The sequence below is a fragment of the Rhizobium sp. CG4 genome, assembly GCF_023701965.1.
In the GTDB taxonomy this organism is placed as follows: Bacteria; Pseudomonadota; Alphaproteobacteria; order Rhizobiales; family Rhizobiaceae; genus Agrobacterium.
Window position 1 is genome coordinate 680062 of the sequence record NZ_JABAEG010000001.1, and the last position, 15041, is coordinate 695102.

The 15041-nt window shown below is 54.6% G+C and carries 13 protein-coding genes; 3 read left to right on the forward strand and 10 right to left on the reverse strand.

Features of this window, described 5'->3' with window-relative positions:
- Nucleotides 1-113: 113 nt before the first annotated feature.
- The 6 genes from urtE to HGO37_RS03270 all read right to left on the reverse strand — a co-directional run bounded on the left by urtE (nt 114) and on the right by HGO37_RS03270 (nt 6255).
- On the reverse strand, nt 114-809 hold the full coding sequence (gene urtE / locus HGO37_RS03245) for an urea ABC transporter ATP-binding subunit UrtE (RefSeq protein ID WP_192488239.1): 696 nt from the start codon (nt 807-809) through the stop codon (nt 114-116).
- Between the two features lies 1 nt (nt 810).
- Nucleotides 811-1572 carry an urea ABC transporter ATP-binding protein UrtD gene (gene urtD, locus HGO37_RS03250; protein ID WP_409515546.1) on the reverse strand — a complete coding sequence of 254 codons (762 nt, stop codon included), beginning with the start codon at nt 1570-1572 and terminating at the stop codon, nt 811-813.
- 5 nt (nt 1573-1577) lie between these two features.
- On the reverse strand, nt 1578-2756 hold the full coding sequence (urtC, locus tag HGO37_RS03255; protein WP_250982103.1) for an urea ABC transporter permease subunit UrtC: 1179 nt from the start codon (nt 2754-2756) through the stop codon (nt 1578-1580).
- On the reverse strand, nt 2753-4357 hold the full coding sequence (gene urtB / locus HGO37_RS03260) for an urea ABC transporter permease subunit UrtB (RefSeq protein WP_250982104.1): 1605 nt from the start codon (nt 4355-4357) through the stop codon (nt 2753-2755). Before urtB ends, urtC begins: the two co-directional genes overlap by 4 nt.
- 185 nt (nt 4358-4542) lie before the next feature.
- Nucleotides 4543-5832 (reverse strand): urea ABC transporter substrate-binding protein, encoded by a 1290-nt coding sequence (urtA, locus tag HGO37_RS03265; RefSeq protein ID WP_250982105.1) that lies wholly within the window; start codon nt 5830-5832, stop codon nt 4543-4545.
- A gap of 222 nt (nt 5833-6054) precedes the next feature.
- The gene (locus HGO37_RS03270) at nt 6055-6255 is read right to left on the reverse strand and encodes a DUF2735 domain-containing protein (protein WP_250982106.1); all 201 of its coding nucleotides are present in this window, start codon (nt 6253-6255) and stop codon (nt 6055-6057) included.
- Nucleotides 6256-6752: 497 nt separating this feature from the next.
- Here HGO37_RS03270 and HGO37_RS03275 point away from each other — a divergent pair, with 497 nt between their 5' ends.
- The 3 genes from HGO37_RS03275 (at nt 6753) to HGO37_RS03285 (ending at nt 12228) form a co-directional block, all read left to right on the forward strand.
- Nucleotides 6753-7787 carry a glutamine synthetase beta-grasp domain-containing protein gene (locus HGO37_RS03275; protein WP_192488234.1) on the forward strand — a complete coding sequence of 345 codons (1035 nt, stop codon included), beginning with the start codon at nt 6753-6755 and terminating at the stop codon, nt 7785-7787.
- 126 nt (nt 7788-7913) lie between these two features.
- Nucleotides 7914-11309, forward strand: a complete 3396-nt coding sequence (locus HGO37_RS03280) for a hybrid sensor histidine kinase/response regulator (RefSeq protein WP_250982107.1) — start codon at nt 7914-7916, stop codon at nt 11307-11309.
- Nucleotides 11302-12228: a response regulator transcription factor gene (locus HGO37_RS03285; protein ID WP_250982108.1), complete on the forward strand. Its 927-nt coding sequence runs from the start codon at nt 11302-11304 to the stop codon at nt 12226-12228. The genes HGO37_RS03280 and HGO37_RS03285 overlap by 8 nt, the downstream gene beginning before the upstream one ends.
- A 12-nt stretch (nt 12229-12240) precedes the next feature.
- On the opposite strand, the gene HGO37_RS03290 is transcribed toward HGO37_RS03285, so the two are convergent.
- The 4 genes from HGO37_RS03290 to HGO37_RS03305 form a co-directional block, all read right to left on the reverse strand.
- The gene (locus tag HGO37_RS03290) at nt 12241-12972 is read right to left on the reverse strand and encodes a polysaccharide deacetylase family protein (RefSeq protein WP_250982109.1); all 732 of its coding nucleotides are present in this window, start codon (nt 12970-12972) and stop codon (nt 12241-12243) included.
- Nucleotides 12973-13145: 173 nt separating this feature from the next.
- Nucleotides 13146-14264: a branched-chain amino acid ABC transporter substrate-binding protein gene (locus HGO37_RS03295; protein ID WP_250982110.1), complete on the reverse strand. Its 1119-nt coding sequence runs from the start codon at nt 14262-14264 to the stop codon at nt 13146-13148.
- Between the two features lie 119 nt (nt 14265-14383).
- Nucleotides 14384-14737, reverse strand: coding sequence for a DUF6867 family protein (locus HGO37_RS03300; RefSeq protein WP_250982111.1), 354 nt, complete (start codon nt 14735-14737; stop codon nt 14384-14386).
- A gap of 56 nt (nt 14738-14793) precedes the next feature.
- A complete protein-coding gene (locus HGO37_RS03305; protein WP_250982112.1) occupies nt 14794-15024 on the reverse strand; it encodes a hypothetical protein in 231 nt (76 codons plus the stop codon).
- Between the last annotated feature and the right edge of the window lie 17 nt (nt 15025-15041).

Sequence of the window (15041 nt, forward strand, 5' to 3'; positions counted from 1 at the left end):
CACAACTCGTTATTCGATGAAATGCTAAAACAATGCATAAATGCCATGCAACAACGCATAGGACTTCACTTTATTATAGCGGCTTTACATGTCCGTGAACGAAAACAGGTTGATTACACTGTCAAATGGCGACGCGCCTCCTGACTATCCAGCGTTTCAGCCGCCCCTTGATGAACGATCTCACCGCGATCCATGATGTAGACATAGTCGGCAAGCTCACGGCAGAAATCCAGATATTGCTCCACCAGCAGAATAGCCATTCCTGTGGAATCTCGCAAATATTTGATCGCCCGCCCAATATCCTTGATGATTGATGGCTGAATGCCCTCAGTCGGCTCATCCAGCACCAGAATTTTCGGCCGCGTTACCAATGCCCGGCCAATTGCCAACTGCTGCTGCTGCCCACCGGACAAATCACCGCCACGGCGCGACAGCATGGATTGCAGCACCGGAAACAAGCTGAAAATATCATCCGGAATAAAACGATCCTTGCGTGGCAGCGGCGCATAACCGCTTTCCAGATTTTCCTGCACACTCAACAACGGAAAGATTTCACGTCCCTGCGGCACATAACCAACCCCACGCTTGGCGCGCTGATAAGGGGCGAGGCCGTTGAGGCTTTCACCACCAAAGCTTATGGTGCCGGCACTTAAAGGATGCTGACCGGTAACGGCCCGCAACAACGAGCTTTTACCAACACCATTACGTCCAAGAACACAGGTAATCTTGCCCATCTCCGCATTCAGCGAAATGCCACGCAAGGCCTGCGCTGCGCCGTAGTGAAGATTAATGTTGTTAACGCTCAGCATGTCATCGCCCCAGATAATTCTCGATCACCTTCGGATCGCTCGACACAAAATCGATGGATCCCTCTGCCAGCACCGAACCTTCGGCAAGGCAGGTCACCTTCACACCCAGTTCACGGATAAAGCCCATGTCATGTTCCACCACCACCACGGAACGTGTCTTGGCGATTTCCTTTAACAGCACAGCCGTTTCGGCGGTTTCGGCATCCGTCATGCCAGCCACCGGTTCGTCGACCAGAAGAAGTTTCGGTTCCTGGGCCAGCAACATGCCGATCTCCAGCCACTGCTTCTGGCCGTGCGAAAGGTTGGCTGCCAGATCATTGCGACGATGACCAAGACGCACAGTGCCAAGAATTTCCTCGATGCGGGCCTTGTCTTCTTCGGTCAGCCGGTAAAAAAGCGTGGCAAAAACCCCGCGCTTGCGGTTCAGCGCCAGTTCCAGATTGTCCCACACCGTGTGGCTTTCAAATACGGTCGGTTTCTGGAATTTGCGACCGATGCCAAGCTGGGCAATATCCGCTTCATCTTTTTTGGTGAGGTCGACGCTATCCTCGAACAGCACCTTGCCGGTGTCAGGTCGCGTCTTGCCAGTGATGATATCCATCATCGTCGTTTTACCGGCACCGTTAGGGCCGATGATGGCACGAAGTTCCCCCGGCTCCACGACGAAGGACAGGGAGTTCAGCGCCTTGAAACCGTCAAACGACACCGACACACCATCAAGATAAAGCAAGCTTTTCGATCTGTTTTCAGCAATCATATTCATGGATATCACTCCGCCGCCTGCTGCGCAGGTGTTGCCGTGTTCACCTCAACCGCAGCTGCCTTTTTGGTGTTTGCCAAGGCATTACGCCTGTCCCGGCGGTTGCCTATGACCTGCTGGATGGTGCCAACAATGCCCTTGGGGAAAAACAGCGTGACGGCAATAAAAAGCCCGCCCAATGCAAACAGCCACAATTCAGGGAAAGCACCGGTGAAATAGCTCTTACCGCCATTGACCAGCACGGCACCGATAATCGGACCAATAAGGGTGCCGCGACCGCCGACCGCCGTCCACACCACCACTTCAATCGAGTTGGCAGGCGAGAACTCACCGGGGTTGATGATACCGACCTGCGGCACGAACAGAGCACCGGCAATGCCTGCCATCATGGCTGAGACAACAAAGGTGAAAAGCTTGATGTTTTCGACCCGGAAGCCGAGGAAACGCACGCGGCTTTCGGCATCGCGCACCCCAACCAGCACCTTGCCGAATTTGGAATTGACGATAGCCGAGGCGATCAAAAGGCTGAGCGCCAACATGATGGCCGTCATGGCAAACAGAACGGCACGTGTGCCATCGGCCTGCACGGAGAAACCGAGAATATCCTTGAAATCCGTCAGGCCATTATTGCCGCCAAAACCCATGTCGTTGCGGAAAAAGGCCAGCAGCAGCGCGTAGGTCATCGCCTGGGTGATGATCGATAGATAAACGCCGTTGACGCGGGAGCGAAAGGCAAACCAGCCGAACACGAAGGCCAGAACACCCGGCACTACCAGCACCATCAGCATGGCAAACCAGAACATGTCAAAGCCCTGCCAGAACCACGGCAATTCTTTCCAGTTCAGGAACACCATGAAGTCAGGCAAAACGGGGTGACCGTAGACACCCCGAGTGCCGATCTGGCGCATCAGGTACATGCCCATGGCATAACCACCCAGCGCAAAGAACGCAGCATGCCCCAGCGAAAGAATGCCGCAGTAACCCCACACAAGGTCAAGAGCCAATGCCAGCAAGGCATAGGCCAGATATTTGCCGAGCATCGACATGATATAGGTCGGCACATGCAGCGGGTTATCGGCAGGCAGCAAAAGGTTTGATGCCGGGATGAGCAGGGCAACCGCCAGAAGAATGGCAAGAGCAATGGTGATGTGGCGATCAAGCGCCCGAAGAAGGAAGCCGGTAATCATGCTTCGATGGCCCTTCCCTTGAGTGCGAAGAGACCACGCGGCCGCTTCTGAATGAACAGGATTATGAGCACGAGTACGAGGATTTTGCCGAGAACAGCGCCGACCGTCGGCTCCAGGAACTTGTTGAGCACGCCAAGCGACAGCGCCCCGACAAGCGTTCCCCACAGGTTACCCACACCACCAAACACCACCACCATGAAACTATCGATGATGTAGCTCTGGCCAAGGTTGGGTGACACGTTGTCGATCTGTGAAAGGGCGACGCCGGCAAGACCGGCCACACCAGAGCCAAGCGCAAAGGTAAAGGCATCAACCCAGGGCGTTCTGATACCCATTGACGAGGCCATGCGGCGGTTCTGGGTGACTGCCCGCATTTGCAGGCCGAAGGATGACCGTTTCAAAAGCAGCAGCAGCGCAAAGAAAACCGAGAGAGAAAAAGCAACGATCCAGACGCGATTCCAGGTAAAGTTCAGATAACCGACACTGAACGAACCGGACATCCAGCTCGGATTGCCAACCTCACGGTTGGTCGGCCCAAAAATCGTCCGAACCGCCTGTTGCAGCACAAGCGAGATGCCCCATGTGGCAAGCAGGGTTTCAAGTGGACGGCCATACAGGAAGCGGATGACACTCCGCTCCATGACCAGTCCGACAAAGCCAGTCACCAGAAAAGCCACTGGCAGTGCAATTGCCAGAGACCAGTCAAACAAACCAGGGTAATTGCTGCGGATAACCTCCTGCACCATGAAGGTGGAATAGGCACCAATCATCACCATTTCGCCATGCGCCATGTTGATGATGCCCATCACACCGAAGGTGATGGCAAGGCCAATGGCGGCCAGCAGCAGCACGGAACCAAGCGACAGGCCGTACCAGACATTTTGCACGCCGTCCCAGACAGCAAGCGAGCTTTCAATGTTTGAAATCGCGCTATCGATATCAGCCTTCAGGCTGGTATCGACAGAAGATGAGGCTGCCATCAGAATGCTGATCGCATCGCGCCCGCCAATCTTGCTGATGGTTTCAATTGCCGCTTTTTTCTCGTCCACCGAACGGTCTGACGACAAAAGGGATACAGCCCGCGCCTCTTCCATGCGGCCACGCACTTCTGCGTCCGTTTCCTTGGCAAGAGCAGCATCCAGCAAATCGAGATTTTCGGCACTGGGTGCCTTGAGCACCGCATCTGCCGCGGACAGGCGAACAGATTTTTCCGGGCTCAACAGTGTCAAACCGCCCAAAGCGGAACGGATAACCCGGCGCAGATTGTTGTTGACCTTGATCTTCGTCACGGCCGCTTTTGGCACTTCTCCAGCCGCCTCACCCGACATCGGGTCGATCAGCGCAAAACTGGAGCCAGCAGCCGTTGCCATGAAAACCAGATTATCTGCTTTGCGCACATAGAGGTCGCCGGATGCAAATGCCTCGAGAGCAGGAACGACACGTGGATCCCCAGTCGCTGCAATCTGCCCGATCAGGACCTCTGCCTGCTTGAAGTCAGCTGTGCCAAGCGCATCGAACAGCGCCTTTGGATCACTTTGCGCCATTGAAGTCGACGCCAGACTGAACAGCAGGCCGATCACGGCCAATAGACGAAATACCATAGTCCCAAGTCCCCCTTGGAAGCCTGCACATCAGTTGCGAAAACTGGCAGACGAATTCTGGAGTGAAGGAGCTTTCCTTCATGCCTCAGGGGCTTTCCCCTTAGACGTCATCAGCGGGCCTCACCCGGCTTAGGCGCTTGGTGCCGACCAACTTCACGTTGATCGGCATCCGCATTTTTCGTTTATCAGCTGCCTTTGCCGCCGCACTTGCCCGAGGCCACGTTGAAGTTGCCGCACTCCATTGGCTTGCGCCAATCCGAGATCAGGTCCTTGCTGTCAGGCAGGTAATCGGACCACTCGTCGCCAACCACCTGTGGGGTCTGCTGAACGATATCGAACTGGCCATCGGCCTGGATTTCGCCAATCAGCACCGGCTTGGTAATGTGGTGGTTCGGCATGACGGTGGAGTAACCGCCGGAGAGGTTTGGAACCGATACACCAATGATCGAGTCGAGAACGGCATCCGTCTCGGTCGTGCCAGCGGCCTCAACAGCCTTTACCCATGCACTGAAGCCGATATAGGCCGCTTCCATCGGGTCGTTGGTGACGCGCTTGTCATTTTTGGTAAAGGCGTGCCAGGTCTTGATGAACTCTGCATTGACTTCGGAATCGACGGACTGGAAGTAGTTCCAGGCTGCAAGGTGGCCAACCAGTGGTCCGGTGTCGAGACCGGCCAACTCTTCTTCACCAACCGAGAAGGCAACGACCGGGATGTCTTCAGCCTTGACGCCCTGGTTTGCCAGCTCCTTGTAGAACGGTACGTTGGCATCGCCATTGATGGTGGAAACAACGGCGGTCTTTTTGCCAGCCGAACCGAACTTCTTGATGTCGGAAACGATGGTCTGCCAGTCGGAGTGACCAAATGGCGTGTAGTTGACCATGATGTCTTCAGACTTCACGCCCTTGGATTCAAGATAGGCCTTGAGGATCTTGTTGGTGGTCTGCGGATAGACATAGTCAGTACCAGCCAGAACCCAGCGCTCAACGCCTTCGGTGCTGGCGAGATAATCAACGGCCGGAATAGCCTGCTGGTTTGGTGCGGCACCGGTATAGAAAATGTTACGCGAGGATTCTTCGCCCTCATACTGGACCGGGTAGAACAGGATGGAGTTCAGCTCTTCAAACACCGGCAGAACGGATTTGCGCGAAGACGATGTCCAGCAACCGAACACGGCGGCAACCTTGTCCTGGCTGATCAGCTGACGTGCCTTTTCGGCAAACAGCGGCCAGTCGGAGGCCGGATCGACAACAACAGCTTCGAGTTTTTTGCCGAGAACGCCACCCTTCTTGTTCTGCTCTTCAATGAGCATCAACATGGCATCCTTCAGCGTCGTCTCGGAGATCGCCATAGTGCCGGAAAGGGAGTGAAGAACGCCAACCTTGATTGTGTCGTCGGCAGCAAACGCGCCGTGGAAGGCGGTGGTGGACAGGATTGCGCCCAGCAGCGCGCCTGTAACCTTTGTTCTGAATGTCATCTGATCGAACCCCTCTTATGGTTTGCCTTAAAAGGCACCAGCAGCCTTTTTGACTGCCGCCGTGGGGAACTATCAAACGCACATCCGCAAAACCGTATACGTCAATTGACGTATGCAGGGTGGCGAAACAGGAAGGCAGAAAACTCAGCCATCAAGAAGGCCGCAAGAAGCGGCGCGGAAGATCGGAGCACTATTCGTTTACAAAGAACCTAGTGGTGGAACTTAGTTTTGCGGTTTTGGATCTGTAGACGTCTCAAGGATGGCTTCCTGGTGATACCAGCTGTCGAAGTCGACCTGAGGCAGGGGAGCGGCATGAGGTTCAGGGTGCACAGACGCGTCCTTGCGGAAGCGGTTGTAGCCTGCACGACCACCAACGGGAAACTGATAAATTCTGGCACTTTCCATTTGCGGTTCATTTCTCATGATATTCTCTCTTCGTTAAAAACACCTCAGCATCTTGCTTCACCCTAATATAGCGCATCAGGAACGAAATTTCACCGTATCGATTAAAAAAAAATCAAAAAGATTAAAAAATAGGCATTCAAAAAATCAAAGACGTGAAAGAGTAGTCTTTATGCAGCTAACGACCTAAAATCGGTCATTCCTGGCGCAAAAAGCGCCTCTATCGGCAAATTTCCAGTCCGAAGCGTCATCATAGCGCCCTTCCCTTTATAAAAACTTCATATTTGCAGGGAATTACGATTTGTCGCTTCGGTTAAACGAACAGCTTAAACAGTCGTTCCACCGCACACGAATCCACTCTCCCAAAAGAATTTTGCAGCCGTTCCGCCATCCAAATTCAAACTGGCACGCCGCGTGCTTGTATATAGGCAGCCCTTGAAAGCGAAAGCGGTTTCCCTGCGGCCTGAACAGGTCAGGGGATATCAAGGCTTCGCATTATTACCTATGAGAGGTTCGCAATGACTAAGTTTAAACTCGAGTACATCTGGCTCGATGGTTACAAGCCGGTAGCAAACCTGCGTGGCAAAACGCAGGTCAAGGAATTCGACGAATTCCCGACACTCGAGCAGCTTCCGCTTTGGGGCTTTGACGGCTCCTCCACCCAGCAGGCCGAAGGCCACAGCTCGGATTGCGTTCTGAAGCCAGTTGCCATTTATCCTGATCCAGCCCGTACCAACGGCGCGCTCGTCATGTGCGAAGTCATGATGCCAGATGGCGTTACGCCACACGCATCCAACAGCCGCGCTACCATCCTCGACGACGAAGATGCATGGTTCGGCTTCGAGCAGGAATATTTCTTCTACGAAGACGGCCGCCCACTCGGCTTCCCTGAGCAGGGTTACCCAGCTCCGCAGGGCCCATACTACACTGGCGTTGGCTACAAGAATGTTGGTTCCATCGCCCGCGAAATCGTTGAAGAACACCTCGACCTCTGCCTCGAAGCAGGCATCAACCACGAAGGCATCAACGCCGAAGTGGCCAAGGGTCAGTGGGAATTCCAGGTATTCGGCAAGGGCTCCAAGAAGGCCGCTGACCAGATCTGGATCGCTCGTTATCTGCTTCTGCGCCTTTGCGAAAAGTACGGCATCGACGTCGAATTCCATTGCAAGCCGCTCGGCGACACCGACTGGAACGGTTCGGGCATGCACTGCAACTTCTCCACCAAGTTCATGCGCGAAGTTGGCGGCAAGGAATATTTCGAAGCCCTCATGGCTGCGTTCTCCAAGAACTGGCAGGAGCATATCGACGTATACGGCCCAGACAACCACCTGCGTCTGACCGGCAAGCACGAAACAGCGCCATGGAACAAGTTCTCCTACGGTATTGCTGATCGTGGCGCGTCGATCCGCGTTCCACACTCCTTCGTCAACAACGGTTACCGTGGTTACCTGGAAGACCGCCGCCCGAACTCGCAGGGTTGCCCTTACCAGATCGCGTCTGTCGTTTTGAAGACGATCGCAGAAGTACCGACTGCAAAGTCGGCTGCGGCCTAATATAAAAATGATGGCGTCGTTCGATCCGGACGACGCCATTTTTGTGTCTGCACAGACAGACTGCGTTGCAGACAAACGCAACGACCACAAACTCTGATAACAGTTTCGGAGGCTATGAAATCCGGCATGGCCGCACGCCAACGCATCATTCCCGTCAGACGTGAATATAACCGTTGGGTCGCCAACCAGACGCTGGAAGATTACGCGCTGCGCTTTACCGCAAAAAGCGCCCGGCAATTTTCATCAAACCGAATTTCCCATACCGCCATCGGCGCCATCTCGTTCCTGGCTCTCGAAGCCATCGGCGGTGCGATCACCCTGTCCTATGGCACGACCAATGCGTTTTTTGCCACTATAGTCGCGGCTGTCGCCATGTTGGCCGTCGGCCTGCCGATCAGCCGTTATGCCATCCGCCACGGTGTCGATATTGACCTTCTGACCCGAGGTGCAAGCTTTGGCTATATCGGCTCGACGATAACCTCGCTGATCTATGCCGCCTTCACCTTTATGCTGTTTGCCATCGAGGCATCCATCATGTCCGGTGCGCTGGAACTGGCACTCGGCATTCCATTATGGATCGGCTATATCATTTCGGCCGTCATGGTCATACCGCTCGTGACCCACGGTGTGCGGTTGATCAGCAAGTTCCAGATCATGACCCAGCCATTCTGGATCATCCTGAACATATTGCCGTTTATCTTCATTGCTTTTCTGGACTGGGACAAATTCGATCTTTGGCTGGCCTTTTCCGGCATCCACCACACACCGGCACCAGTTGGAGAGTTTGCGCGGTTCAATCTCGTTGAATTCGGTGCCGCCTCCGCCGTCATTCTGGCATTGATGTCCCAGATCGGCGAACAGGTCGATTTTTTGCGCTTCCTGCCCGCCGAGGGCCAAAGCAAATTGCGCCATCGCATCGCTGTTTTTCTGGCAGGTGCCGGCTGGGTCGTGGTGGGGGTGCCAAAACTGCTGGCCGGTTCCTTCCTTGTTGTTCTGACCCTGACGTCAGGCGTTCCGGTCGACAAGGCGGCAGACCCGTCGCAGATGTACCTCACCGCCTTCGGCTACATGATCCCGAACGAAAATGCTGCCATGCTGTTGATGGTGGCTTTCGTGGTGGTGTCGCAGCTCAAGATCAATGTCATGAACGCCTATGCGGGATCGCTCGCATGGTCGAATTTCTTCTCACGTCTTACCCACAGCCATCCCGGTCGCGTTGTGTGGCTGGTGTTTAACGTTGCCATCGCCCTGCTGCTGATGGAACTCGGCATTTACAAGTTGCTGGAAGAAACGCTCGGCATCTTTTCCATTGTTGCAATGGCGTGGCTATGCACGATCTCGGCCGACTTGTTCGTTAACAAGCCACTTGGCCTTGCCCCACCCGGTATCGAGTTCAAGCGCGCCCACCTCTACGACATCAACCCGGTTGGTGTCGGCAGCATGATGCTGTCCGCAACCATTGCACTTGCTGCCCATTTTGGCCTGTTCGGCTCGGTGGCCGCTTCACTTGCACCCTACATCACGCTGGTGGTTGCTTTCATCGCCTCCCCGCTAATTGCGTGGGGAACAAAGGGAAAGTTTTATCTCGCTCGTAAGCCGCGCCAGAAATGGCATGAAGAAAGCAGCATTACCTGTTCTATCTGCGAGCACCCATTTGAGCCGGAGGACATGGCGTGGTGCCCTGCCTATGCAGCGCCTATCTGTTCGCTCTGCTGTTCGCTGGATAGCCGTTGTCATGACATGTGCAAACCCAAGGCAAAGCTCAATTATCAGGTAGCGACGGTCGCCAAGTCCTTCCTGCCCAATGAACTGGTGGCCAAACTTGCCACACGCCTTGGCCGTTATGGCATGTCAGCAGCATTGGCAATCGCAGCCCTTGGCGGCATTCTTGCGTTGATCGCCCATCAGGTCGCCACAGCATCGCCGGAAACCGCTGATGTCGTGAACCGCACCATTCTTATCGTATTTTTTGTTTTCGCGGTCATTGCGGGCATCGTCTGCTGGTTTCTGGTCCTTGCCCACGACAGCCGCGTAGTCGCGGAAGAAGAATCATCGCGCCAAAACACGTTGCTGCTTAAGGAAATTGCCGCCCACCGCAAAACAGATGCCGCGCTGCAGACCGCCAAGGAAACCGCTGAGGCGGCAAACCGCGCTAAAAGTCGGTATGTGGTTGGCCTCAGTCATGAACTGCGCACGCCGCTCAATGCCGTGCTGGGTTACGCACAAATTCTCGAACGGGATGAAACCATCCCGGCGCCGCGCCAATCTGCCATCAAGGTCATCAAACGTTCAGCAGACCACTTGTCCGGTCTGATTGACGGCCTGCTGGATATTTCCAAGATTGAGGCTGGCCGACTGCAGGTCTATTCCAACGAAATCAATATCCAGGATTTTCTGGATCAAATCGTTGATATGTTTCGCCCGCAGGCTCAGGCCAAGGGGCTGACATTTCATCACATCAGGGCAAAGTCACTGCCGCAATATGTGCGAAACGATGAAAAACGCCTGCGCCAGATTCTCGTCAACCTTCTGTCCAATGCCATAAAGTTCACCGATGCAGGCAGCGTGACCTTCGAGGTCGCCTATCGCAGCCAGGTCGCCACCTTCACCGTGACGGACAGTGGACGCGGTATTTCCCCAAAGGATTTGGCCCGCATCTACGAACCGTTCCAACGCGGCGAAGCGGATAACATCAAACCCATGCCAGGTCTTGGTCTCGGTCTCACCATCACCCAGCTGTTGACCAACACGCTTGGCGGCGAGATTTCCGCCACCAGCGAAAAGGATGTAGGTTCGACATTCCGCGTGCGTCTTATGTTGTCGGCCATCGACCGCCCGAGCACGGCACCGGCCCCTGAAAAGAAGATCGTGTCCTACGCCGGGCCTCGTCGCACCATCATGGTGGTGGATGATAATGAGGACCACCGTGACCTGATGCAGGAAGTCCTATCCCCGCTCGATTTTGTGGTGCTAACTGCCCAGAGTGGTCCGGACTGCCTGACCCTCATCGAAGGGTTAAGTCCGGATGCATTCCTCATAGACATTTCCATGCCTGGTATGAACGGCTGGCAACTGGTCGCCAAGTTGCGCGATGCCGGCCAGACCGCCCCAATCATCATGTTGTCAGCCAATATTGGGGACACGGCCATTATTGGAGCGGGTACCGATGGCCATAATGATGCCATTGCCAAACCGGTCGACATTCGCAAGCTCTGTGACCGCCTTGCCGTGCATCTGGGCCTGCACTGGGTGTATGAAAAAGACCTTTCCATGGTCATCGTTTCGACAGCTCCGCCAGCCCCGTTGAAGGCACCGGCTTCCGTTCATCTGCAGGATTTGTTGCGCCTTGGGGAAATTGGTTATATCCGCGGCATCGAAGCCAAGCTGGATGATCTTGACCGCAGCCAGGAAAACCTGCCGTTCACGGCACAAGCCCGCAACTTCGTACGCGCATTCGACCTCACGGGTTACGCGGCCTTTATCAAGAAATTCGAAGACAAAAGGACGGGCACGGATGACTGAGCCGATGAACCCGCGCGATATCGTGCTGCTGGTGGATGACAGCCCGGAGGCCCTGGGCTTTCTGACAGAGGCACTGGAGCAATCCGGTTTCTCCGTCCTGATTGCCACTTCCGGTCAAGCGGCCCTGAACATTATCGAACGCATCACCCCAGATATCATTCTGCTGGATGCGATCATGCCCTCGATGGACGGTTTTGAGACCTGCCGTCGTCTTAAGGCCAATGCCTCGGTCGCACAGGTGCCGGTTATCTTCATGACCGGCCTGACGGAGACCGAACATGTGGTGCACGCATTGGGTTCCGGCGGCGTCGACTATCTGACCAAGCCAATCAATATCGACGAATTGCGCGCCCGCATTCGTGTTCACTTGTCCAATGCCCGCTCAGCGCAAAGTGCCCGTGTGGCACTGGATGCCGCCGGACGCCATCTGTTGGCGGTGCGGGCCAATGGTGCAATCCACTGGTCAACACCGCAGGCGACACGGCTGATCAACGCAGCGACGGGCAGTGACGCCGGATTGGAAATTGTCTCCACCGAAATTGCCACCTGGCTTGGCTCTCCCGATCGCGCCCAACATATGCGGGATGCAGCCTTAAGCATTTCCAACAATGGGCAGGCGATCCTGCAGCTTACCTTCTTGGGAGCAATGGGGGCTGACGAATATCTGTTCCGCCTGATGGCAACCAATGACAAACCGGCCGATGCCTTGCTGCGACAACATTTCGGCCTGACATTGCGGGAATCCGAAGTGCTACTGTGGATTGCCAAGGGTAAATCCAATCGCGACATCGGCGATATTCTCGGCCTTTCTGCACGCACGGTGAACAAACATCTGGAGCAGATCTATGTGAAGCTTGGCGTTGAAAACCGCGCATCAGCGGCTGTGAAAGCGACGCAGGTCATCCATAACAACGGCTGAGCCCTCCTAAGTCTACGGTGCCTCCTCAGAACGGCTGGCGAGTAGCTGTGAAACGGTCACGAATTCAAACCCGCGCTGTCTCAGACCCTGGACAATCTTCGGTACGGCTGCACGGCTTGCCTCTCCGCTGCGATACATCACATGCAGCAAAATGATCGATCCATTCTGCGCTTTTTCAAGCACATGCGCAGCCATAGCATCAGCATTGCCCGCAATGTCAGGATAACTTTCCGGCTCTATGTCCCAGGTGATTGTCTTGCGATTATTCTGCGACATATACCACGGCAAGGTCACCAGCTTTTTGCCATAGGGTGGGCGAAAATCGATCTCGCCCTGATAGCCGGCGGCACGGATAGCGGCATCAGTCCGCTCAATTTCGTCGGCAACGGTGGCAGGCCCTGTCAGTAACATGCGGGCATGCGAGTAGGAGTGATTGCCCACCTGATGCCCCGCCTCGACAATCGCCCGCGTCTGCGCCGGGTTTTCCTGCATCTCCTTACCAGTCAGGAAAAACGTTGCCGGAGCATCATGCTCTTTCAGCATGTCCAGCACATCCTGTGTGAAACGAACGGTAGGACCATCATCAAATGTCAGGGCAACGAGGGGCTTGCTGGTTTCGACCCGGGCAAAAATCTCGCCAAATAATTGTGTCGTGCGAGAATTGCCGAGGGTGTAAAGGCCAAGCAGACCGCCTCCCAGCCCAAGCACGACCAAACCGACTGTCAAAAGTCGCCGCATCACCATCGAATCTCTCCCGGTAGTTGTACCCTCCACATTCATTGCAACGACAATGTCGCCTTTGTGGCAAAAACAATCTGGTGCGCGGGAAAGTCAGAAAACAGCTGCTATGCCGTGCCCTCAAAAAAGAAAAAAAGCCCGGCATCTCTGCCGGGCTTCTTGGATCAATTAGCAGAAACTTAGCTGCCCTGCTGGAAGTAGCTGAACTTGCCGTCCGGACCCTTCTTCCACTCGTACATAACGTAACCAGGAAGCTTTGGATCGCCCTTTTCGTCGAAGGAGATATCGCCAAGAACGGTCTTGAACGTACCCTTCTTCATTGCTTCGGCAACAGCTTCAGCGTCGGTCGAACCGGCAGCCTTGGCAGCTTCAGCAATCGTCTGGAGCGCAGCGTAGGAGTACAGAGTGTAAGCTTCAGGGTTGAAGCCGGCAGCCTTGAACTTCTCTACCAGTTCCTTGTTTTCAGGACGCAGGGTTGGATCAGGACCGAATGTGTTGAGCGTGCCTTCAACAGCGTCACCAGCAATCGAGGCCAGTTCGTTGGACACGATACCGTCACCGGAAATGAGCGTTGCCTTCAGACCCTGGTCAGCAGCCTGACGGATGATCAGACCAGCTTCTGTGTGCAGGCCGCCCCAATAGATGATGGAAACGCCAGCTTCCTTCATCTTTGCGATCAGTGCGGAGAAGTCCTTGTCGCCGACGTTAACGCCTTCGTACATGGCTTCAGTCACACCGGCAGCGTTTGCAGCCTTTTTGGTTTCGTCGGCAAGGCCCTGACCATATGGGGTCTTGTCGTGAATGATGGCGATCTTTGCATCCTTGAAGTGGTCAGCAAGATACTTGCCGGCAATGCCGCCCTGCTGGTCGTCACGACCGCAAGTACGGAAGGTGTTCCACAGGCCACGTTCGGTGAAAACCGGGTTGGTTGCAGCGGGTGTCACTTCGAGAATGCCGTTTTCTGCGTACACTTCGGAAGCCGGGATCGAAACGCCCGAGTTGAAGTGACCAACAACAAACTTCACGCCGTCAGCAACGAATTTGTTGGCAACGGAGATGCCCTGCTTGGGGTCGGACACGTCGTCACCCAGGACGATCTTGATCTGTTCGCCGTTGATACCGCCAGCAGCATTAATGTCTGCTGCCGCTTGCTCGGCACCCTTCTGGAGCTGTGCACCGAACGCTGCGTTCGGGCCAGTCAGCGGGCCACCAACGGCGATGAGAATATCAGCCCAGGCAGAGCCGCTGAACGCGACCATTGCAGTCAGCGCTACTGCGGAAAGAAGAGACTTCTTCATTATGTTACTCCCAGTTCCTTTTGGATGGGTATTGTTGTTTACCTGTCCAGCCCCATCATCACTAAACAGGAAAGCTGTTCCACCTTTGCGAGCAGTCTGAGGTCAGAGACCCTGCCCTGTCAATCTTTCTTCTTCCAGGAAAAAGCAGAACTTTTTTCGTATAGCCAATAGTAGTTATTGACCATTTGGCTCGTTCTGCGAGTACGGAAACCGGCAACGGAAAAAACAAGCAACACCACCACATCGATTGTGTAGTAGAAGCCATTCAGTATCGGGCCGTTAAACAGCGCGTGATGCAAGAAGCGCATGGCAAAGCCCAGAAGTAATGTATAGACGATGACCCGAGGCATTTCGCCCCAACTATCGGCCACCGACTTGCCGGTTCGCCATGCTGTCCAGAACCCCAGAAGCAGAACCAATGCCCGCAAGATGTAACGAGGCATCGTATCTGTTTCGAAAAAAAGTCCCTGCATTTCATTTTCCCCTTTAGCGCGGTCGCCCTTACGACAGACGCTCCGTTATTCTTATTTTAAAACCGGTCCTTGCAGACCGGGAATTCCATTTCCCACCCCTTCAAATCTGTTGCCAGCTTTGAGGCCAAAGACGGGAAAGTATTTTGCGGCATGACATTTCTGAGAAAGAGAAACACCATTCCGATTGCAGGGGTGCCAGCTTCTTTTTGATGGCTGGCGACACCTGAATTTCTTTTTAAAACGGCGAATTCGTAGAAATCTCGCCGTTCAAAATCTCGTTGCCTCACCTTTTATCGTTTTGAAA